Annotated in this window: 19 protein-coding genes and 1 other RNA gene; 9 read left to right on the top strand and 11 right to left on the bottom strand. The window is 67.7% G+C overall.

Annotated features, from left to right (window positions below; translation table 11 throughout):
• The first annotated feature begins 285 nt into the window (after window positions 1–285).
• Genes Uis4E_RS07995 through Uis4E_RS07975 form a run of 5 tightly spaced genes read left to right on the top strand, consistent with a single transcriptional unit; the run spans window position 286 to window position 4,615 of the window.
• On the top strand, window positions 286–1,599 hold the full coding sequence (locus Uis4E_RS07995; protein ID WP_101622651.1) for a hypothetical protein: 1,314 nt from the start codon (window positions 286–288) through the stop codon (window positions 1,597–1,599).
• Complete coding sequence (locus Uis4E_RS07990; RefSeq protein WP_243394449.1) at window positions 1,596–2,444, top strand: hypothetical protein; 849 nt, start codon at window positions 1,596–1,598, stop codon at window positions 2,442–2,444. Before Uis4E_RS07995 ends, Uis4E_RS07990 begins: the two co-directional genes overlap by 4 nt.
• A complete protein-coding gene (locus Uis4E_RS07985; protein ID WP_101622650.1) occupies window positions 2,435–3,418 on the top strand; it encodes a hypothetical protein in 984 nt (327 codons plus the stop codon). The genes Uis4E_RS07990 and Uis4E_RS07985 overlap by 10 nt, the downstream gene beginning before the upstream one ends.
• A gap of 28 nt (window positions 3,419–3,446) precedes the next feature.
• On the top strand, window positions 3,447–3,704 hold the full coding sequence (locus Uis4E_RS07980) for a hypothetical protein (protein ID WP_101622649.1): 258 nt from the start codon (window positions 3,447–3,449) through the stop codon (window positions 3,702–3,704).
• A gap of 2 nt (window positions 3,705–3,706) precedes the next feature.
• Complete coding sequence (locus Uis4E_RS07975) at window positions 3,707–4,615, top strand: hypothetical protein (protein ID WP_101622648.1); 909 nt, start codon at window positions 3,707–3,709, stop codon at window positions 4,613–4,615.
• Here the strand turns inward: Uis4E_RS07975 and Uis4E_RS07970 are convergent.
• A complete protein-coding gene (locus Uis4E_RS07970) occupies window positions 4,612–4,905 on the bottom strand; it encodes a hypothetical protein (protein WP_165784914.1) in 294 nt (97 codons plus the stop codon). The two genes, Uis4E_RS07975 and Uis4E_RS07970, sit on opposite strands and share 4 nt — an antisense overlap.
• Window positions 4,906–4,991: 86 nt before the next feature.
• Complete coding sequence (locus tag Uis4E_RS07965) at window positions 4,992–5,861, bottom strand: tyrosine-type recombinase/integrase (RefSeq protein WP_101622646.1); 870 nt, start codon at window positions 5,859–5,861, stop codon at window positions 4,992–4,994.
• A gap of 84 nt (window positions 5,862–5,945) precedes the next feature.
• Here Uis4E_RS07965 and Uis4E_RS07960 point away from each other — a divergent pair, with 84 nt between their 5' ends.
• The 4 genes from Uis4E_RS07960 to Uis4E_RS07945 all read left to right on the top strand — a co-directional run bounded on the left by Uis4E_RS07960 (window position 5,946) and on the right by Uis4E_RS07945 (window position 7,930).
• Window positions 5,946–6,338, top strand: coding sequence for a hypothetical protein (locus tag Uis4E_RS07960; RefSeq protein ID WP_101622645.1), 393 nt, complete (start codon window positions 5,946–5,948; stop codon window positions 6,336–6,338).
• Between the two features lie 100 nt (window positions 6,339–6,438).
• Window positions 6,439–6,786, top strand: a complete 348-nt coding sequence (locus tag Uis4E_RS07955; RefSeq protein WP_101622644.1) for a hypothetical protein — start codon at window positions 6,439–6,441, stop codon at window positions 6,784–6,786.
• A gap of 2 nt (window positions 6,787–6,788) precedes the next feature.
• Window positions 6,789–7,577: an endolysin-like domain-containing protein gene (locus tag Uis4E_RS07950; protein ID WP_101622643.1), complete on the top strand. Its 789-nt coding sequence runs from the start codon at window positions 6,789–6,791 to the stop codon at window positions 7,575–7,577.
• Between the two features lie 26 nt (window positions 7,578–7,603).
• A complete protein-coding gene (locus tag Uis4E_RS07945; protein ID WP_243394447.1) occupies window positions 7,604–7,930 on the top strand; it encodes a hypothetical protein in 327 nt (108 codons plus the stop codon).
• A 270-nt stretch (window positions 7,931–8,200) separates the two neighbouring features.
• Here the strand turns inward: Uis4E_RS07945 and ssrA are convergent.
• From ssrA to Uis4E_RS07900, 9 genes are all read right to left on the bottom strand, one after another.
• Window positions 8,201–8,597, bottom strand: a transfer-messenger RNA (tmRNA) gene (gene ssrA, locus Uis4E_RS07940).
• Between the two features lie 165 nt (window positions 8,598–8,762).
• On the bottom strand, window positions 8,763–9,932 hold the full coding sequence (locus tag Uis4E_RS07935) for a cell division protein FtsQ/DivIB (protein WP_101622642.1): 1,170 nt from the start codon (window positions 9,930–9,932) through the stop codon (window positions 8,763–8,765).
• Window positions 9,932–11,464, bottom strand: a complete 1,533-nt coding sequence (murC, locus tag Uis4E_RS07930; RefSeq protein WP_101622641.1) for a UDP-N-acetylmuramate--L-alanine ligase — start codon at window positions 11,462–11,464, stop codon at window positions 9,932–9,934. Before murC ends, Uis4E_RS07935 begins: the two co-directional genes overlap by 1 nt.
• 140 nt (window positions 11,465–11,604) lie before the next feature.
• Window positions 11,605–12,786 carry a UDP-N-acetylglucosamine--N-acetylmuramyl-(pentapeptide) pyrophosphoryl-undecaprenol N-acetylglucosamine transferase gene (locus Uis4E_RS07925; RefSeq protein WP_101622640.1) on the bottom strand — a complete coding sequence of 394 codons (1,182 nt, stop codon included), beginning with the start codon at window positions 12,784–12,786 and terminating at the stop codon, window positions 11,605–11,607.
• Between the two features lie 102 nt (window positions 12,787–12,888).
• Window positions 12,889–14,085, bottom strand: coding sequence for a peptidoglycan glycosyltransferase FtsW (locus Uis4E_RS07920; protein ID WP_101622639.1), 1,197 nt, complete (start codon window positions 14,083–14,085; stop codon window positions 12,889–12,891).
• Window positions 14,072–15,523, bottom strand: coding sequence for a UDP-N-acetylmuramoyl-L-alanine--D-glutamate ligase (gene murD, locus Uis4E_RS07915; RefSeq protein WP_101622638.1), 1,452 nt, complete (start codon window positions 15,521–15,523; stop codon window positions 14,072–14,074). The genes Uis4E_RS07920 and murD overlap by 14 nt, the downstream gene beginning before the upstream one ends.
• A gap of 143 nt (window positions 15,524–15,666) precedes the next feature.
• The gene (mraY, locus tag Uis4E_RS07910) at window positions 15,667–16,773 is read right to left on the bottom strand and encodes a phospho-N-acetylmuramoyl-pentapeptide-transferase (protein ID WP_101622637.1); all 1,107 of its coding nucleotides are present in this window, start codon (window positions 16,771–16,773) and stop codon (window positions 15,667–15,669) included.
• A 79-nt stretch (window positions 16,774–16,852) separates the two neighbouring features.
• Complete coding sequence (locus tag Uis4E_RS07905) at window positions 16,853–18,331, bottom strand: UDP-N-acetylmuramoyl-tripeptide--D-alanyl-D-alanine ligase (RefSeq protein ID WP_101622636.1); 1,479 nt, start codon at window positions 18,329–18,331, stop codon at window positions 16,853–16,855.
• Window positions 18,332–18,414: 83 nt separating this feature from the next.
• The gene (locus tag Uis4E_RS07900; protein WP_101622635.1) at window positions 18,415–19,305 is read right to left on the bottom strand and encodes a UDP-N-acetylmuramyl peptide synthase; all 891 of its coding nucleotides are present in this window, start codon (window positions 19,303–19,305) and stop codon (window positions 18,415–18,417) included.
• Between the last annotated feature and the right edge of the window lie 7 nt (window positions 19,306–19,312).

Here is a 19,312-nt window from a genome sequence, read left to right as displayed (position 1 = left end):
CGCGGCGGATCTCAAGAACGCCATGGACATCGTCTCTGGCGATGATGTGGACCTGCTCGTCGTCAATCCGCAGGAGATGAACGGCTTCGCCAAGAAACTCAACGAGGCCGCGCAATCCAGCAACAAGACGATCATTTCCGCCACCGAACAGCTGCCGGAGAACCAGAAGNCGCNGNCGGCGNNNACGAGATCGCCGACGCGTCCAATCAGGCGGCGGACGCGGCCAGCATCCTCGCCGGCAACTTCAACGCGACCACCGACGGCATCAACGAGCAGGCCGCCGCGTTGGGCGAGGTCACCAGCGCCCTGTCCACCTACTACGGGTTCTCCACGAGCGCGTCCGACGCGCTGATCTCCATGCACGACTCATTCGACAAGGCCACCAAGGCCGCGCAGGAGAACGGACAGACACTCGACCTCAACACCGAGGCCGGCCGCAACAACCAGTCGGCGTTGAACGACATCGCCGACAGCGCGATGAAGGCCGCCGAAGCACAGGCCCGCAACGGCAGTTCGATGGACGAGATCAACGACACATTGAACACCGCCAAGGAGAAGTACATCGAGGCCGCGCAGGCCATGGGCATGACCCCGGAAGCCGCCGAAGCCGCCGCCACGGCCGCCGGATTGAGCTCCGACGAGTTCGAACGCCTGGCGAAAAGCATCGGCATGGTGCCCGACAGCAAGATCGTCAACGTGAACGCCGACACCGGCGAAGCCGAAGGCCAACTCCAACAACTCGGCGTGACCGTGGAGACACTGCCGGACGGCACCGTCAAGATCGGAGGCGACAACAAGGACGCCATCGCGGCCATCGCCGCCGTCAACGGACTCCCCGTCGACTCCAAGACCGGCACCGTCACCCTCGACTCCAGCCAGTACGACATCGCGCTCGCCATCGCGAACGGCGCGACCATTGACCCCAAGACCGGCTATCTGGTCGGCGACGGCAGCGACCTGCTCGCCAAGGTCGCCGAGGCCAACGGCTGGAAGATCGACCAGAAGACCGGGCGCATCAGCGGCGACAACGGGCCGTTCAAGGCGGCCGCGAAGGCCGTGGAGAACACGAAGATCAAGGACAAGACGATCTCCGTGGGAGCGGACACGTCCAGTTTCTGGGGGTCTGTCAACAGCATCCTCGGCAAGGTGTTCAGCGTGAACGTGGCCGCCAAGGAATCCAAGGCGCACGGCGGCATCATCGGCTACGCGACCGGCGGACAGATCGGCGGGAAAGGCATCCCCAAGTACGCGGGAGGCGGCTACCCGTCCGGCCTGCTGGGCGGCATCGGCTCGAAGGTGTCCGACTCGAACCTCATCTGGGCGTCACGCGGCGAATACATGATGAAGGCGCGCGCCGTCGACCACTACGGCGTCGGCTTCATGGACTCCGTGAACGCGATGCGCTACACGCCAGGCGAGAAGATCGCCGCCGCCCCCGTGTTCTACCAGCAGCCCAACACGACCCTCATCGAATCCAACCAGGCCGTCGTCGCCGAGCTGCGAGCCTTCCGCGAGGAGATCGGGCCCACCATCGCCGCGTACGCGCCCACCATCGGCAAACGCGACTTCCAACGACTCACCAAGGAGGCCCTGCGGTGAAAACCCTCGTCTACATCCCCGCCGCCGCACGCGACCGCGCAGACGGGACCGCGGTCAGTCTGAACGATCCGGACGGTCTCATGGTCGGCCAGATCATGGAGCCACGCACCCGCAGCTGGAACACCAGCCTCGGCTACCGGAGCCTGACCGCCACCAGACCCGCCCGCACCGTCAAAGTCACCGCCCTGTGCCGAGACAAGACCAGACTCGACACGGCCGAAGCCCGCTTCGACGCGGACATGCGCGCCTACACGGAAGAGCAGGCCACGCCCGGCCTGCTCGACGTGGACGGGTGGCGGCAGAACGCGCTCGTCACCGGATGCGAACCCGACTACGTCAGCCCCCAACTGACCCGCGTGGAACTCACCATCGCCCTCCTCGACGGCGTCTGGCACAAGCCCGTCACCCAGTCGTTCGACCGGAGCACCGCCCGGTACACGTCCGGCAAGGACTACCCGCACGACTACCGGTACGACTACATGCCGTCACGGCAGGTCGGCGTCATCGACAACGACAGCGCCCTGCCGTCCCGGGCGAAGATCACCATCTACGGGCCCGCGGCCACCCCCACCATCATCATCGGCGCGAACAGGATCATCGCCGACGTGACCATACCGTCCGGCGGCTACCTCGTCATCGACGGGACCGGCACGCCCCGCACCGCGACCCTCGTCGCCGCCAACGGCGACAAGACCAACGTGTTCGCCACACTCCACCGAAACCAGGCGGCCGGAGAATACGCGTTCGCGACCATCCCACCCGGACGCAACACCGTCAGCTGGGACGAAAGCTTCGGCTTCGACATCGAATACTGGCTCGAAAGGACGGGACTGCCATGGACGTGACCTGGACCGACACGCAGCACGTGCCGCAAGGCGAACTCGTCGCCCCCACACTCGACCTCCAATACGGCGACCAAGGCAACGACTTCGAACTCACCCACGCCACCCCCGGCCTCATCCTCACCGACGGCTGCTACATCGGCATCGAAGGCACCGAACACGGCGGCCGCATCGACGGCGTCAAAGTCGACATGCAGGACGGCCACGCCGACTACACGTACACCGGCCGCACCTGGCACGGCATCCTCGCCGGCAAGATCATCCAACCCGACAACGGCCAGGACCGGCTCACCATGAACGGCGACGCCAACGCCATCATCAAGACCATCGTCAACCGCGTCGGCCTCGCCTCCACGTTCACCGTGCCCGCCACGCCAAGCGGCATCACCATAGGCTCCTACACGTTCCACCGGTACTGCACCGCATGGGACGGACTGCGCATGATGCTCACCGGCGCCGGCGCACGCCTCGCACTCACCTACACCGGCGACACATGCCGCCTCGAAGCGGTGAACGCCACCACCTACGAAGGCACGGACAGCGACCAACGCATCGACTTCACCGCCGAACGCGCATACACGCAAATCAACCACCTCATCGGCCTCGGCAAAGGCGAACTCAAAGCCCGCGCCGTCACCCACTGGTACGCGTCCGCCAACGGCACCATCAGCCAGACCCAATCCCTCACCGGCGACCGCGAAATCACACAAACCTACGAACTCACCACCAGCGAAGGAGCCGACCTCTCCAACAAAACCCGCGACAAACTCAAAGAACTCTGGAAACAAGGCACCATCGACCTCACCATCCCCGACGACATCGACCTCCACATCGACGACAAAGCCAAAGCATACGACACGACCACCGGCGTCGGAGTCACCTCACCCATCGTCCGCATCGTCGTCAAACTCGCCAACGGCATCACCAACACCACCTACGAAGCCGGCTCCTACGACTGGCCCGACGAAGAAGCCTGACCCCACACCCAACCGAAAGGACCCCACCATGGCCAAAACCACGAACATCACCCAATACGAATGCGACCGCCCCGGATGCGGCGTCAAAGAATACGTCGACCCGTCCGAGACCGCCAGCCCGGACTGGCACGACATCACACGAATCGACCGCAACAACAACGAGAAACACCTCCTGTTCTGCGGCACCGACTACAAGGAATACCTCCAATTCGCCGAGAACCAAGACAAGAACTTCGACGCATGGCTCAACGCGCTCACTAGCAAGAACGACGGGAAGGGGATGTGACCATGGGCGCCGTACTCGTCACCGGCTCGTGGGGCGGCGACCAGCCGCACGTCACCAGCCAACAGGACGCGCTCCTCCACATGGGCGCGTTCGGCACCGGCAACTGCCTGCTCAAAACACGCGGCTACCTCGACAAGCCGACCGCGAAGGACGCGAACAACATCACCATCCCCGAATGGGATCTGCTCCTGCAGGGACGGCACATCTTCATCGACGCGCCCACCGACGTGAACATCCAATCCGGCTCCCAAGGCCAGCAGCGCCGCGACCTGATCGTGGCCCGCTATTCGATGGACAAGACCACCGGCGTGGAGACCGTCACCCTCACGGCGCTGAAAGGCACGCCCGTCAGCACCGGCACGCCCGCGGACCCCACATACGAGACCGGCATCATCGCGGACGGAGCCATCGTCGCCGACCTGCCCCTCTGCCGCGTCAACCTCGACGGCATCACCATCACCGGCATCGACACCCTCGTCAGCGTCCTCCTGCCCATCAGCGACGTGTGGGATTCGCTAACCCAGACGTCACGCTGGCTCGAGTTCGGTTTCAGGATGCAGTCCGAGGTTTCCTTTACGTCCTTCCAGTATGGCGGCGCGAACCGGTTGCTCTACAATCCCGTCCAACGCCTGATACGGGTGGACTTGACTCCGTTCAAGGCGACGGTGAAGGTAGGCCGATATCAATGCTATCTGCCGAATAACGGAAAGATCTGGCCGTCCAGTAATCTGGGGCTGGGACAGGCGATTCTGGACAACGGTACCATCGGCCGGGAAATCACGCTCAACACCGATGGCACCGTGAGCATCGGCCCCGAGATCAACGCCGGCGACCTGATTCGGCCGATGCCCAACCTCATCCCGGTTCCGACCGGCGTCACCATCACCTCGACCGCCGCGACCGAGGTCTAGGCGAATGTCACCCCGTCGGGGATGGGCAGCGTCTTCGGCGTGTGGATGCACCGGTCGCCGTTCGTCATGTTGCCGATGACGGCGATCTTCCCGTCCGTCTGCCAGATGGCCTGCTTGCCCCACATGCCGGACGGCAGCGACCACAGGCAGCCCAGCTGGATGTCCGCCGACGGGCGGACGCCCGAATCGTATAGGAACACGGGGAAGGTGTCGGACAGGGTGACAGTGCTCTGGAAGCCCGACAGGTCCACATGCAGCAGACGGTTCGACCTGTCCACGAGAATCCGCATGGCCCCGCCGTACCCGTCCGGCCTGAAGCTGCCCGAATCCTGCCACTTGAACTTCGCGGTCAGCAACGGCTGGGTTAGCGAAACCCTCAGCCGATTAGGGCTCGCTCGTAGAGCCGCTGCGCGTCGCGCAGGGCCGTGATGTCGGGCCTCAAGTAGTACTGGGCGGTGGTCTTGATGTCCGCGTGTCCGAGCATGCGGCTGACCACGGCGATGTCCGCTCCCGCGTGCAAAGCGTTGGTGGCCCATGAGTGGCGCAGGTTGCGGGCGGGCACGTTCGGCAGCCCATGCCGCTTGCACCATGCCGCGTATGCCCGCGCGACCTGCGGGGGCGTGAGCTCGCCGATGAGACGGCCCTCGTTGCGGGGTTTGAGCTCGCGGAGGCGTTTGACCGCGAAGCGGGGCAGGGGGAGCGTGCGCCGGCTCAGCTCGGTCTTCGGCTCCACAATGCACTCGTGGCCGGCGACCCATTGGAGTCCCCGCTCCACGTGGAGGACGCCGCGCCGCAAATCGATGTCCGCCCATTCGAGGCCCAGTCCCTCTTCCGTCCTGAGCCCGCACGAGGCGGCGCATATCAGCCATGCTTCGAGATCGTGGCCCCAGAAGCCGCGCAGCAGGTCGCGCGTCTGCCTGACGGTCAGCAATCGCGGCTCGTAGCGGCGCTTCTGCGGCAGGCGGATGTCACGGCGCGTGATGTCTTCATCGAGCAAGCCCCAGCGGATCGCGCGGCGGAGCATCGCGCGCAATACCGCCCACGCCTTGCGCGCCGCCCCCGGACGCTCGAAACCCGCCAGCCACGCGTCCACCATCTCCACCGTGATCTCCGGCAGCTCCCTGCCGCCGAACGCGGGGCGGATGTGCCGTCGCCACGCGCTCTCATACCCGACCAGCGTGCTTTCGCGCAGCGTCCCGCGGCAATACAGCTCGAAACGGGTCTCCCAGAACTCCTCCAACAGCATTACTCCAACTCCCGGAAAATCCCACACGGCCGACGGTCCATCCGCCGGCATGACGCGTGTGGGATTACCACGAAAGGATGCCCCATGTCCGAAGGCTTCATCGCGATCCTCGTCGCCCTCGTCGGCGCGTGCTCCGGCGCGATCGGCGTGCTCATGAAATGGGTGTGCGACCGGCTCGACCACAAGCCCACCGCCTACCAGCAGACACTCACCCGCCGCCTCGACCACCTCGACGAAGAAAACCGCAAACGCGACGCACACGGCCTGATCGTCGACGACGCCCTCAAAGCGCTCCTCTTCGACAAAATCGCACGCCTCCACGCCCAGACCGTCGAAAACGGCAAACCCGTCCCCACCCCCGTCAAAACCCGCGTCGACGCCGCCTATGACGCCTACGCCGCACTCGGAGGCAACGGCGTCGGCAAACACTATCGCGACGAAATGATCGAAGCCCACGCCAAGGAAGATCCCGAATGAGACCACCCATCACCGACCTGCTCATCGCGCTCGCCGGCATCGGCGTCCTGCTTATCTCCGCCCTCGTGGGGCTCACGTTCGCGTTGGGGGCGATGAGCCTGTGAGACTCGCCGTCGCCATGCTCATCCCTGTGCTCACGGTCCTGCTGCTCGTCCTGCTCGTCGCATGGATCGAAAGGCTCGACGAGCTGGCCGCCGGCCACGCCCGTCCGTATCCCGCTCCGCCCCGTCATTGGAGCGGCCGTTATTCCAAGCCCCGAAGCCGCACGGCCGAGGGGCTCCATCCTATCCACATCACCATCAAGGAGGACATCATGGCCGATGAGCCATTCACCCAGCCACAGGGCGACAGCCTGCCGCCCGACACAATCCAGCCCATGAGCGAACTCGCATCCGAAAAGGCGCTCGCCTACACCACCGATGACACCGACGATGGGAAGGAGGCCTAGGTATGGGCAATCTGAACACACTCATCAACCGCATGCGCTACTGGTGTCAGACGGTGTCCCTCGGCTATGACCAGTCGAACCGCTGGGACATCAAGCCCGGAGGCGAATGCGACTGCTCCAGCCTCGTCATCTATGCCCTCAGGGAGGCGGGCTTCGACACGGGCGGCGCGACCTATACGGGCAACCTGTCGAGCAATCTGACCGCGCGCGGCTGGCGGCGCCTGCCCGCCGACGGCAACCCCCGCCCCGGCGACATTCTCCTCAACGACGTTCACCACGTCGCCGTGTATCTCGGCGGTGGCATGCTCGCCCAGGCCAGCATCGATGAACGAGGCCGTGCGTCGGGAGGAGCCGCGGGCGACCAGACCGGCCGCGAGACCAACATCCGCGGCTACTACTCGTATCCGTGGAATTGCTACCTCAGGTACGGTGCCGCGCCGACCACCACGACGGGACCGCTCAAGGTGGACGGCTCGTGCGGTCCGGCGACCGTGCGCAAATGGCAGGCGGTCATGGGCACCCCGGTCGACGGGATCATCAGCGGCCAGGCCGTCCCCGACGAGAGGACCTACTGGAGGCCCGCGCTCGACACGAGCGCCGTCTCCTACGGGGGCCAGGGCTCGCAGCTCATCGGCGCCGTGCAGCGCACGCTCGGCCTCAAGCGTGACGGGCTCCTCGGACCGAAGACCATCAAGGCCATCCAGGGCCATCTGGGCGTCAAGCAGGACGCGAGCTTCGGCCCAGCCACCGTACGCGCCCTCCAAACCCGGCTCAACACCGGCCGCTTCTAAACCCCCACCCAGCGAAAGGATCCATCATGGCAGACCACGCCGCACACACCACCGACACAGCCGACACCATCACCACCGCCGTCGACAACCCCACCACCTACCCGACCGACACATCCGCCATCGATCAGAGCGAACACGTCGAGGCTCCGGCCCCCTCCACCACGTACACGCCCGTGTTCGACGACCGCGTACGCACCGTCATCTACATCGTGACGCTCGTCGCCGGCATCGTCGGCGCCGGCATCACCGTGTTCGGCGACCCGCAGATCGGAGCCTACGTCTCCGCCGCGGCCGGCGTCATCGCCTCCGCCTTCGGCACCGCATACTCACCCATGCGCCTCAACGGCAAGTGACCCGAAACCGCCCCGACTCCCCGCAACATGCGTGGGGAGCCGGGGCGGTTTCGTCATTCTTGCCGAAAGATCATCGTCTGCCGGTCGCCTCACCCGTTTCCGACAGGAGACACTTCTGCCTGCACAGCCTTCACGTCACCTGTTTTTTGGGCACATTTTGGGCACATTCTTTTGAAAAAACACGAAAAACCGTGAAATATTAAGAAATATGAAAAAGCCGCTCTCCCCTACTCTCGTAAGGAAAAGCGGCTGTTTTCCGCGCTTGCGGAACCGTGGAGTCGCGGGGAATTGAACCCCGGTCCGGTGACCGTACCCTCAGTCTTCTACGTGCGTAGTCCGCTGGCCATGCGGCGGTTTTTCTGCTCCCAACTATGTCGCGGACAACCGTTGGCGGGCATATTCGCAGTAAAAGTCCCGATGCGACCCTGTGACTCGATCACATCAGCAAGTCCTCTTAACGACGCTCAGCATCCTCCCAAGGACGAGGAGGAGTGAACGGAGCGGCTGCTCACTGGTTAATCCTGGCGCAAAGCTCAGGCAGCGAGAGCGAACTCAGTGCGGTTAGATTTAGCACTTATTCTTTTGCCGGGGGCATCCACGAGCGGACCCGGCGTTCTCGGCACGCTTCCCTGCGACGAACAGGTCACCGTCGAAACCGATCGACCCCATTCTTGAATTATCAAGCTCCGGCCTTGCGACCGGACTTTTCAGAATACACCCGCATCGCCGAAACCGCAAAACAGCCGCCCGCACCTTACGCTGTCAGCGCAGTGCCGGCGTCACCATCCAGCGCGTCACCATCCAGCGCGGCACCGGCAACGCCTGGCACCGCTCAGCGCAGCACCGGCCTCAGCGGCGCGGACACGTCAATCTGCGTCTTGTCGCCGATCACGTTCGGGTCGGACAGGATCTTGTCGACGACGGCCTTCTTGAGCTTGAGCTCCGACGAGTTGCCCCACACGATCACATGCTCGCCGCCGTTCAGTTCGGTGGTCACTGAGTCCTGCGTCTTGGCGGTCACCTTGGTGATCTGCTTGCGCAGCGACTCGGGCAGCGAATCGAGTATCGTGAGCGTCTCCTTGACGGCACGGCTCTTGAGTCCGGCGTCCACGTCGCCCACGTCGATCACCGGCACGCCCGCCACGGAGGCGTTCGCGGAGACCGAGTTGAGGACGCGCGCCTTCGCGTCGACCGCGGTCAGCGCGTCCGAACCCTTCTCCTTGAGCATGGCCGCGGGCCGCTGCGCCTTGATGGTCACGGCGAGCCCGTGCGGGTACTTCTTCACCGCCTCCGCGCGGCTCACGCCGGCGATGGCGGTCATCTCGTCGGTCATCGCGTTCGTGTCGACGAGCAGCAGCGACTTGCCGGTCTGTCCGTCCACGATCTGCCGCACCTGCCGTTCGCTCACCCACTCGTTGGCGCCGGAGACGGTCACCTGCGCGGCGTCGAGCCGCAGCACGGGCGAGAGGAACAGCAGCCATCCGAGTCCGACGACGAGCGCGGTCACGAGGATCGCGACGCCCACGCGCAATGCGATGATGCGCGCGCCGACGCGTTTGCGTTCCTTGGCGCGCGCCTTGAAGTCCACGACCTTGGGGCGTGTGGCGAGTCCGAGCGTACCGGAGTTCTCCTGCAGCGTCCGGGCGACGAGGTCCTCGCTGGCGAGCCGGCGCGCGTCGACGAACTGTCCGGGTTCGGAGCGGGACACCGGTTCGCGCGAACCGGCCTCGCCGACCATGCGACGCGGCTTGCGGGCCTCTCCCCCGCGCCCGACGACGGATTCGGGGCTTCGCGCGGAGACGGTCCTGCGCCGTCCCGACGCGCCGGTGCCGACGCGTTCGACCCCTGTGCCGGCGACACGCCGCGACCTGCCGGAGGATTCGGCGCCCGCGGATGCGGACGATCCGGCGACCCTGCCGGTCTTGCCGGCCCCGGAGACTCTGCCGGATCCGGCGGCGGCAGGCTTGTCGCCGCCGTCCGATCTGACGACGCGTCCGGCCATCACTCGCAGCTTTCGCGGTGGGCTTCGAGCGCGTGCAGGATCACCTCGTCCATGTCGGTGATGTCGCCCGCGCCCACGGTGAACACGACGTCGCCGTGGTGCGCGCGCATGGCCATCATGCGCGCCGCGAGGTTCATGTCGTCGACGGCGCGGAACTCGACGCCGGTCATGCCCTGCGACTCGCGCACGATGGTGAGCGGCCCCACGCCGGGGAAGTCCTCCTGCTTCTCGCGCGCCGGGAACACGCCGGTGACGATCACGTCGTCGGCCTTGGCGAGCGCCTCGGCGAACTCGCGCGCGAAGAACTTCGTGCGGCTGAACAGGTGCGGCTGGAACAGCACGCGGATCGTCGACTGCGGGTAGCGGCGGCGCGCGGCGTCGAGCAGCGCGGCGATCTCGGTGGGGTGATGCGCGTAGTCGTCGACGACGGTGACCTGCTTGACGACGCCGCGGACCTGGAAGCGTCGTGCGGCGCCGCGGAACGACGCGATCGCGTCGGCCGCGGCGGCCGGCGCGACGCCGAGCAGCACGGCGGCGGAGAGCGCGGCGGCCGCGTTGCGCGCGTTGTGCAGTCCGGGCACGGCGAGCGTGACCGGCTGGTCGACCGGGTCGCCGCCGGTCACCGCTTCGGGCAGGTGCAGCGTGAAATGCTCGGCGCCGGTCCCGGCGGTCTCGTTCTCCGATTCGATGTGCACGTAGGCGGCGCCGTTGAGGTCGCCGACGGCGGCCGGATCGGCGGTGCCGTAGGCGATGGCGCGCGCGGCGACGGTCGGGTCGAGGGCGCGCAGCACGGCGAGCGCGTCGGCGTCGTCGGCGCAGATGACGACGTGTCCGGTCGCATGCCCCGCGTGTTCGACGAACGCGGCGCGGTAGTGCGCCTCGTCGCCGTAATGGTCGAGATGGTCGGCTTCGCAGTTGGTGATGATCGCGATCTCGGGACGGTATTTCTCGAAGCTGCCGTCGGATTCGTCGGCTTCGGCGACGAGCGCCGCGCCGGCGCCGACGTGGCCGCCGTCGATGGTGGTGCCGTCGGGGCCCTGGATGGAGCCGCCGATCGCGTAGCTCGGCTCCTCGCCGCAGTGTTCGAGGCTGTGGGCGAGCATCGAGCTGGTGGTGGTCTTGCCGTGCGCGCCGGCCACGGTGACGGCGCGCTTGCCGTGCATGAGCAGGGCGAGGATGTCGCTGCGGTGCACGATGCGCTTGTCGGAGCCGTGCGCGGCGACGATCTCCGGGTTGTCGGGCTTGATGGCGCTCGAATAGACGATGGTGTCGGCGTCGGCCACGTTCTCGGCCTTCTGGCCGAACGCGACGGCGATGCCGAGCGACGTGAGACGGTCGGTCTTGGCGCTGCGTTCGCGGTCGGAGCCGGTGACCTTCACGCCGCGCTCGTGGAGCATCTCCGCGAGGACGGACATGCCGGCGCCGCCGATGCCGATGAAGTGCGTGGCTCCCAACGCGTCGGTGGTCTCCTCCGGGGAGAAGGCCGCGCGTGCGGGGTCGAGGATGATGGACGATGTGCTGTCTGCGCTCACGAAACGTGCTCCTTGTGGGAAAAATCTCCGGCCCGGCCGCGATCGCGCGGAGACGGGCCTGTTCCATTATGGTCGGATATGCCGTGCCGGTCTACTCGGCCGACCGGCGGCCGGACTGCCTGCAGCCGGATCTGGCCAATCTACCTGCGGCCGGTGCCGGCGAGGGCGAGGATGCGGCGCGCCATCGTGTCGGCCGCGTCGCGGATGCCGTACTCCCAGGCCTTCGCGCCCATGGCGGCGAGACGTTCCGGGTCGGCGAGCAGCGCGGGGACGTGTTCGCGCACCCATGCGGGGGTCATGTCGGCGTCGGCGACCATGACGCCGCCTTCCGCGTCGACGACCGGCTGCGCGTTGAACCGCTGCTCGCCGTTGCCGATGGGCAGCGGCACGTAGACGGCGGGCAGGCCGAGCGCGGTGAGTTCGGCGACGGTGCCCGCGCCGGAGCGGCAGATCACGAGGTCGGCGCACGCGAACGCGAGGTCGATGCGTTCCAGGTATTCGGCGACGTGATAGTCGCCGTCGCCGGCCGCGACGCCGTCGTTGAAGCGCAGGCCCGCGAGGTGGCCTTCGCCCGCGTTGACGCGGACGAGGTCGCGCACCTCGTCCGCCTTGCCGCGGCCGGTGAGATGCACGACCTGCGCGTGCGCGAGGATGTCGCCCGCCGCGGCGGCGACCGCGCGGTTGAGGTTGACCGCGCCGAGCGAGCCGCCGGTGACGAGCACGAGCGGACGGTCCGGGTCGACGCCGAGTTCGGCGGCCGCGCGGCGTCGGGCCCCGGCGCGGTCCTTCTCCAGTTCGCGCACGAGCGAGGCTATGGCGGGCCTGAGCGGCAGGCCGACGCGTTCGATGCTTCCGCCCTTGCCGGGTTTCAGCCCGCTGCCGTCGTACACGGTGCCGATGAAGTCCGCCCAGCGGGCGCCCAGCTTGTTGGCCATGCCGGCGCGCGCGTTCTGCTCGTGGATGACGATGGGCAGGCCCATGCGGTGCGCGGTCGCGTAGACGGGCGCGGAGGCGTATCCGCCGAATCCGGCGACCACGTCGGCCCCGCGCGCTTCGAGGATGCCGCGCACCTTGCGCGTCTCCGCCTTCCATTTGGCGGGGAACCGCAGCATGTAGAGGTTGGGGCGTCGCGGGAACGGCACCTTCTCGATCGTGTCGAGTTCGAATCCGGCGGCGGGCACGAGATCCTTCTCCAGCCCGACGGCCGTGCCGACGACCGTCACCTTCGCGTCCGGTTCGATTCCCCGGATCGCGTCGGCGACGGAGAGCAGCGGGTTGACGTGTCCGGCGGTGCCGCCGCCGGCGAGGACGATATGCTTCATGGGTAACGAGCATAGTCATGCGCGTGGTCCGCCCGGCGGCGACGCGCGAGAAACGGTCCGCGCGACCGGCGCCGACCGCAGGGCGGAGGCCGCCGGCGGCGGCTACAGGCGGGACGTGTCCGCCTTGACCTGCGGCTGCTGGCGCATCAGCCCGGCGGCGAATCCGGAGGCTATCAGGCAGGCGAGCATCGACGAGCCGCCGGATGAGACGAACGGCAGCGGCACGCCGAACACCGGGAAGATGCCGACGACGACGCCGATGTTGACGAGCGCCTGTCCGACGAACCAGGTGGCGACGCACATGAGCGCGATCGCGCTGTAGCGGTCCTTCGCCTGCATGGCGCTGAACAGGAGGCACCAGCCGAGGATCACGAAGATGAGGATCACCATCGCGCAGCCGACGAATCCGGTCTCCTCGCCGATGATCGCGAAGATGAAGTCGTTGTGCGCGGCGGGCAGGTAGTTCCATTTCTCGCGCGAGTTGCCGAGGCCGACGCCGAGGAACCCGCCGGAGGCGATCGCGTAGCGGGCGTGCGTCGACTGGTAGCAGATCTCCTGCGCGTCGGAGCCGGTGCACGGCATGTAGGCGGCGAGCACGCGTTCGCGCCGGTTGGGGCTGGACGCGACCAATGCGATCACGACGCCGACGCCGACGCCGGCGATCACGGCGAGCTTGCCGCCCGGGAAGCCGGAGACGAGCAGGGCGACGAAGCCGATGAGCATGACGATCATCGCGGTGCCGAGGTCCTTGCCTCCGACGACGAGCACCAGGGCGGCGCCGTACACGATGATGACGCCGCGGTAGGCGGAGACCACATCCTTCCACGTGGTGCGGCGGGCGCGGTCGCCGAGGATGCGGCGCGCGGCGATGAGCGCGGACGGCATCCACACGCACAACGCGAGCTTGGTGACCTCCGCCGGCTGGAAGGTGCCCGACGTGCCGGGGACGGCGATCCAGCCGTTGTTGCCGTACTGGCCGACGCCGAGCGGCGTGAAGGTGAGCGCCTGGAGGCCCAGCGCCCCGACCATGACGGCGAACGCGGACCTTCTGTACATGTCCACCGGGAGCATGCTGACGATCATGCCGGCCATCAGACCGACGACGCACACGATGACCTGGCTGAGCGAATCGGTGAACGGCGATTTGCCCTCCGACGCCGAGGAGACGGCGGACGACGAGAACACCATGATCACGCCGAAGACGCTCAGCCCCAGCACGGACATGCGGAAGCCGTGATAGCACCACAGCGGGTTGAACAGGCTGCGGATGCCGGGATTGTCGCGGTCAGTCTTCGCCATGCGCCTTCACCCAGCGGCGGGCGGCTTCGGCGAAGCGGTTGCCGCGGTCGGCGTAGGAGACGAACTGGTCCATCGACGCGCAGGCTGGCGCCATGAGCACCACGTCGCCGGGTTCGGCGTAGGCGCCGGCGGCTTCGACCGCGCGGTCCATCACCGTGCCGTTCGGCTCGGGGTCGATGACGGTGAGCGGCGTGTCGGGCGCGGAGGCGGCGAACGCGTCGAGCATGGGCCGCTGGTCCCTGCCGATGATGACGGCCGCCTTGATCGTGGCCTTGCGGTCGGCGACGAGCCGCTCGAACCGGCTGCCCTTGGCGAGGCCTCCGGCGATCCACACGACGGAGCCGTCGGCGAAGCTGGTGAGCGAGGCGTTGGCGGCGTGCGCGTTCGTCGCCTTCGAGTCGTCGACGAAGCGGATCGTGCGGCCCTGCGCGTCGGCGGCGGTGGCGGCGACGGTCTCGATGCGGTGGCCGCCCGGATGGAACGCCTTCAGCGCCTCCAGCGCCTTCGCCTTGTCGGCGCCGTAGCCGAGCACGAGCGCGAGCGCAGTGAGCGCGTCGGCGAGCAGATGCGGGTAGATGGTGCCGTCGGGTTCGGTCAGATGCGTGAATTCGGCGATGGGCGCGACGCGCGTCGCCTCGCCGGGCTCGCCGCCGGCGACGCCGCTCCTGTCGACGATCCAGCCGTCGGCGACGCCGATCTGGCCGGCCTCGGGCTCGTGGAGCGTGAACCCGACCTTGAGGCATCCGGGGGCGGGTTCGGCGGCTTCGGCCTTGGCGGTGACGAGCGCGTCGTCCGCGTTGTAGACGAGCGCGCGCTTGACGCCGTGGAACACCTTCGCCTTGTCGGCCGCGTAGTTCTCGCGGCCGCCGTGCCAGTCGAGGTGGTCGTCGGCGATGTTGGTGATGGCGGCGCAGTCGAGCGCGAGCGAGTCGGTGAAGTGCAGCTGGAACGAGCTCAGTTCGACGCACAGCACGTCGTGTGCGGGGTTGGTGGCGCAGCGCGACAGCGACATCGCCATGTTGCCGGAGGCGATGTTGCCGGCGCACGGCGCGTCGAGACCGCAGGCGGTGAGCATCGCGGAGGTCATCTCGGTGGTGGACGTCTTGCCGTTGGTGCCGGTGATGCCGATCCAGCCGGCGGGGCGGCCGGTGCGCGCCGAGTCGACGCGCAGACGCCACGCGAACTCGACCTCGCTCATCACCGGGATGCCGCGGCGTTGCGCCTCGAGCACGAACGGCGTGCGCGGGTTGAACACGGGCGACGACATGACGTAGTCGACCGTATCCCAGTCGATCACGTCGAACGAGTGGAGGTCCGCCTCCGGCTTGCGCTCGTCGACGCCGATCACGTGCGCGCCGCGCTCGCGCAGCACCTCCGCCAGCGACGTGCCCGACACGCCGAGTCCGGCGATGACGACGGTCTTTCCTGTGATGTCCATGTCTTGATCCCCCTTAGGATGTCCGCATGATGTCCGCGGCGCGCGACGGGCGCCCCGCGGTTCCAGCGGCATTATTCCAATCGAATGTTACGCGGGAACGCCCGGTCCGGGAAACGTTCCGGATGCGCCGGGATACGCCCGGATCAGCCGAACAGCAGGCCGGAGCGGGTCACCCAGTCGCCGTAGAAGACGACGAGGCCGATGAGCACGAACATGAGCTCGATCATCCAGAAGCGCACGACGACCTTCGACTCCTGCCATCCGCACAGCTCGAAGTGGTGATGGATGGGCGCCATCTTGAACACGCGCTTGTGCGTGGCCTTGAAGTAGCCGACCTGGATGACGTCGCTCATCGCCTCGATGACGTACAGGCCGCCGATGATGACGGCGAGGAACTCGGTGTGCGTGGCGATGGAGAGCGCGGCGAACAGGCCGCCGAGCGCGAGCGAGCCGGTGTCGCCCATGAAGATCTCGGCCGGGTTCGTGTTGTACCACAGGAACCCGATGCAGGCGACGGCCGCGCACACGGCGATGATGGTGAGGTCGAGCGGGTCGGAGACGCCGTAGGCGAAGCCGTAGTGGCCGGCGCCCTTCAGGTGGTAGCTCTCCCAGAACGCGATGACGCCGTAGCCGGTGAACGCGATCATCGAGGAGCCGGCGGCGAGGCCGTCGAGGCCGTCGGTGAGGTTCACCGCGTTCGTCCACGCGGCCATGAGGAAGTTCACCCAGATCACGAAGATGACGATGGCGACGGCGCGGCCGGCGAAGTCGAAGCTCAGGAACGGCTTCTCGATGAAGCTCATGCCGGCCTGCGCGCTGGGGAACCCGTTCTTGGTGGGGATGAGGAGCGCGAGCACCGCGTAGATGGTGGCGAAGATGAACTGGCCGATGAACTTGCCGCGCACGGTCAGGCCCTCGTTCTGCTTCTTGCGGACCTTGGCGAAGTCGTCGATGAAGCCGAGCAGGCCCATGGAGAGCATGGCGAACAGCACGAGCACCGCGGACCAGGAGGGCACGTCGCCGCTGTGCAGGTAGCGGTAGAGCGCGGAGGCGGCCCAGCCGAGCAGGATGGCGAGGTTGATGACGACGCCGCCGAGCGTCGGCGTGCCGCGCTTGACCAGATGCGACTGCGGGCCGTCCTGACGGATGTACTGGCCGTAGTGCAGCTTGTGCACGAGGCGGATGAGCATCGGCGTGCCGGCCAACATGACGACCAACGACACGAGCATTCCAATGATGAGCGCGATCACTTGCTGTTCCTTTGTTCTGTCTGTTCCCTCGCCGGGGCCTGCGCCCCGGCGTTCTCCCGTATGTCCCGGATTCCCGGCGTCACGCGTCCGGCGTCCAGCGCGCGGCGAGCGCGCTCAGTCCGGAGGCGTGCGACCCCTTGAGCAGCACGACGGTGCCGGCGTGCTCCCGTGCGGCGGCGCGCACGAGCGCGTCGGCCGCGTCGGTGTCGTGCACCTGCGCGACGGCGTCCGCATCCATGCCCGCCTGCGTCGCGCCCTGCGCGATCGAGGCGGCGAGCGCGTCGAACTCCGGATCGGTCGGCGAGCCGACGGCGATGACCCGGTCGACGCCGGCGCGGGCGGCGTATTCGCCGATGCCGCGGTGCAGGCCCCGTTCGTCGCCGCCGAGTTCGAGCATCGCGCCGAGCACGGCCACGCGGTAGGGTTCGGCTTCGCGGCCGGCGCCCCAGCGGGCGAGGCCGTCGATGCCGGCCTTCATCGAATCGGGGTTCGCGTTGAACGAGTCGTCGATGAGCGTGAATTCGGCGTCGCCCTCGCGCACCGTGGAGACGGCCATGCGGTGCGGGCTGATGCGCGTCTGCCCGCCGAGCGTCGCGGCGATCGCGTCGAGGTCCATGCCGAGCCGGCGGGCGACGGTGGCGGCGGCGAGCGCGTTCATCACGTTGTGCGCGCCGGGGATGCCCATCGTCACGTGCGTCTCCCGGCCGTCGGCGGCGGCGAGCGTGAACGAGGCGCGGTCGGACGCGTCGCAGGTCACGTCGCGCGCGGTGAGCGAGTCCTCGCCGGCGTGGGCCGGGTCGACGCCGAACCACAGGACGTCGCCGGGCGCGATGGCGGCCATGGCGGCGACGTGCGCGTCGTCGGCGTTGAGGACGGCGGTGCCGCCGGGCACGAGGCCGTGCACGATCTCGGATTTCGCCTGCGCGATGCGTTCGACGGAGCCGAATTCGCCGAGGTGGGCGACGCCGACCTTGAGCACGATGGCGATGTCCGGCGGGGCGATGCGCGTGAGTCCGGCGATCTCGCCGACGTGGTTGGCGCCCATTTCGGCGACGAAGTAGCGGGTGGTCTCCCCCACCGTCAACGCGGTGAGCGGCAGGCCGATGTCGTTGTTGAACGAGCCGACCGGGGCGACGGTCTCGCCCATCGTGGCGAGCAGCGTCTTGAGGAGGTCCTTGGTGGTGGTCTTGCCGACCGATCCGGTCAGTCCGATGAGCGTGAACGGCTCGCCGGTGGCGCGGCGCAGCTCGATGTTGCGCTTCGCGAGCGCACCGAGCGCGACGACCGTGTCGTCGACGACGATCTGGGTGACGTCGGCGCCGGCGGTCTCGTGGTCGACGATCGCGGCGACGGCGCCCTGGGCGCCCACGCGCGTCACGTAGTCGTGGCCGTCGACGCGTTCGCCCTTGATGGCGACGAACACGCCGCCCTCGCCGACCTGCCTGGAATCGCTGACCGTGTGGCGTGCGACCGCGCCTTCCGGCACCTCGCCCTGTGCGGGCGGGACGATGCGCCCCCGGGTCGCCTCGGCGATCTGCCCGATGGTCATCGGCATCATTGTGCTGTCCGTCAAACCTTCATTCCTCCGTCGTTCGTTGTCGTTTCCCATGTGGTCCGTTATGTCCCGTGCATCCGCCCGCGCTAGTTGAGGTCGCCGGCGACGCGCAGCGCGTTCCTGATGTTGTTGCGCCGCACGCCCGCCGCGAGCACCATGGCGATGGCGAGGGACAGGCGGCGCCGCTCATCGTCCGTGTCGGCGGTGGTGGCGAGCCGTGCCAGCGTGTCCGATTCCTCGGTGCGGCTGGTCACGCGCATCTGCTCGTCGGCGCGGAACCCGTATTCCTCCTGCATGCGTTCGATCACGGCTCGGTCCGCGTTCGCGGGCGCCGGCGTCTCGGATCCGAACACGTCGACGCTGACCGATTCGAGCGCGTGCGCGGCGACGGTCAGATCGTCCATGGCGATGACCACGGCCGCGGCCCCGTCCTCCGCGCACACGGCGAGCGTGCGCTGCAGGTCGAGCACGCCGAGCGGATAGTCGAGGTCCAGACGGCGTTCCAGCGAGTACGAGCCGCCGACGCTGATCACGCCCACGGGGTTGCCGAGCATGTGCAGGAACCGGGCGAGCTTGTCGACGACCGCGACGCTTTCGGACGGCGTGCCGGCGCTCACGGCGAACACGGCGAGCGTGTTGGACGGGTTGCCGGCCATCTGCGCGGCCAGCGTGCCGAGCCCCTCGTCGGTGGGCGTCGCGTACAGGATCGGCATGTCGGGCGCCTCGGGGAGGTTGGCGCGCGTGGTCTCGGGCACGATGGCCGCGTACGCGCCCTTGCGGCGGGCGCGGCGCAGCGTCTCCACGTCGAGGTCCTGTTCGGACCACAGCAGCGCGCCGGGGACGACCGAGTCGACGTCGTCGGCGAGCGAGGTGACGGTCACGGACTTCGCGAACGGCGGCACCAGCTCCCACCCGTAGTGTTCGACGAGATGCCCGAGTGTCATGCGCTGCATGATGGACTCGCTCACTGCGCTCATATTCTCC

This window comes from Bifidobacterium parmae, from assembly GCF_002860365.1.
In the GTDB taxonomy this organism is placed as follows: Bacteria; Actinomycetota; Actinomycetes; order Actinomycetales; family Bifidobacteriaceae; genus Bifidobacterium; species Bifidobacterium parmae.
Note: the sequence above shows the minus strand (reverse complement) of the source record. Positions and strands in the feature narration are given on the sequence as shown.

Bases quoted from the DNA above. Each gene is read 5' to 3' on its own strand.
- Uis4E_RS07985 (WP_101622650.1), top strand. From the start codon at position 2,435: ATGGACGTGACCTGGACCGACACGCAGCACGTGCCGCAAGGCGAACTC.
- Uis4E_RS07980 (WP_101622649.1), top strand. From the start codon at position 3,447: ATGGCCAAAACCACGAACATCACCCAATACGAATGCGACCGCCCCGGA.
- Uis4E_RS07975 (WP_101622648.1), top strand. From the start codon at position 3,707: ATGGGCGCCGTACTCGTCACCGGCTCGTGGGGCGGCGACCAGCCGCAC.
- Uis4E_RS07970 (WP_165784914.1), bottom strand. From the start codon at position 4,905: ATGCGGATTCTCGTGGACAGGTCGAACCGTCTGCTGCATGTGGACCTG.
- Uis4E_RS07965 (WP_101622646.1), bottom strand. From the start codon at position 5,861: ATGCTGTTGGAGGAGTTCTGGGAGACCCGTTTCGAGCTGTATTGCCGC.
- Uis4E_RS07960 (WP_101622645.1), top strand. From the start codon at position 5,946: ATGTCCGAAGGCTTCATCGCGATCCTCGTCGCCCTCGTCGGCGCGTGC.
- Uis4E_RS07950 (WP_101622643.1), top strand. From the start codon at position 6,789: ATGGGCAATCTGAACACACTCATCAACCGCATGCGCTACTGGTGTCAG.
- Uis4E_RS07945 (WP_243394447.1), top strand. From the start codon at position 7,604: ATGGCAGACCACGCCGCACACACCACCGACACAGCCGACACCATCACC.
- Uis4E_RS07935 (WP_101622642.1), bottom strand. From the start codon at position 9,932: ATGGCCGGACGCGTCGTCAGATCGGACGGCGGCGACAAGCCTGCCGCC.
- Uis4E_RS07925 (WP_101622640.1), bottom strand. From the start codon at position 12,786: ATGAAGCATATCGTCCTCGCCGGCGGCGGCACCGCCGGACACGTCAAC.
- Uis4E_RS07920 (WP_101622639.1), bottom strand. From the start codon at position 14,085: ATGGCGAAGACTGACCGCGACAATCCCGGCATCCGCAGCCTGTTCAAC.
- murD (WP_101622638.1), bottom strand. From the start codon at position 15,523: ATGGACATCACAGGAAAGACCGTCGTCATCGCCGGACTCGGCGTGTCG.
- Uis4E_RS07905 (WP_101622636.1), bottom strand. From the start codon at position 18,331: ATGATGCCGATGACCATCGGGCAGATCGCCGAGGCGACCCGGGGGCGC.
- Uis4E_RS07900 (WP_101622635.1), bottom strand. From the start codon at position 19,305: ATGAGCGCAGTGAGCGAGTCCATCATGCAGCGCATGACACTCGGGCAT.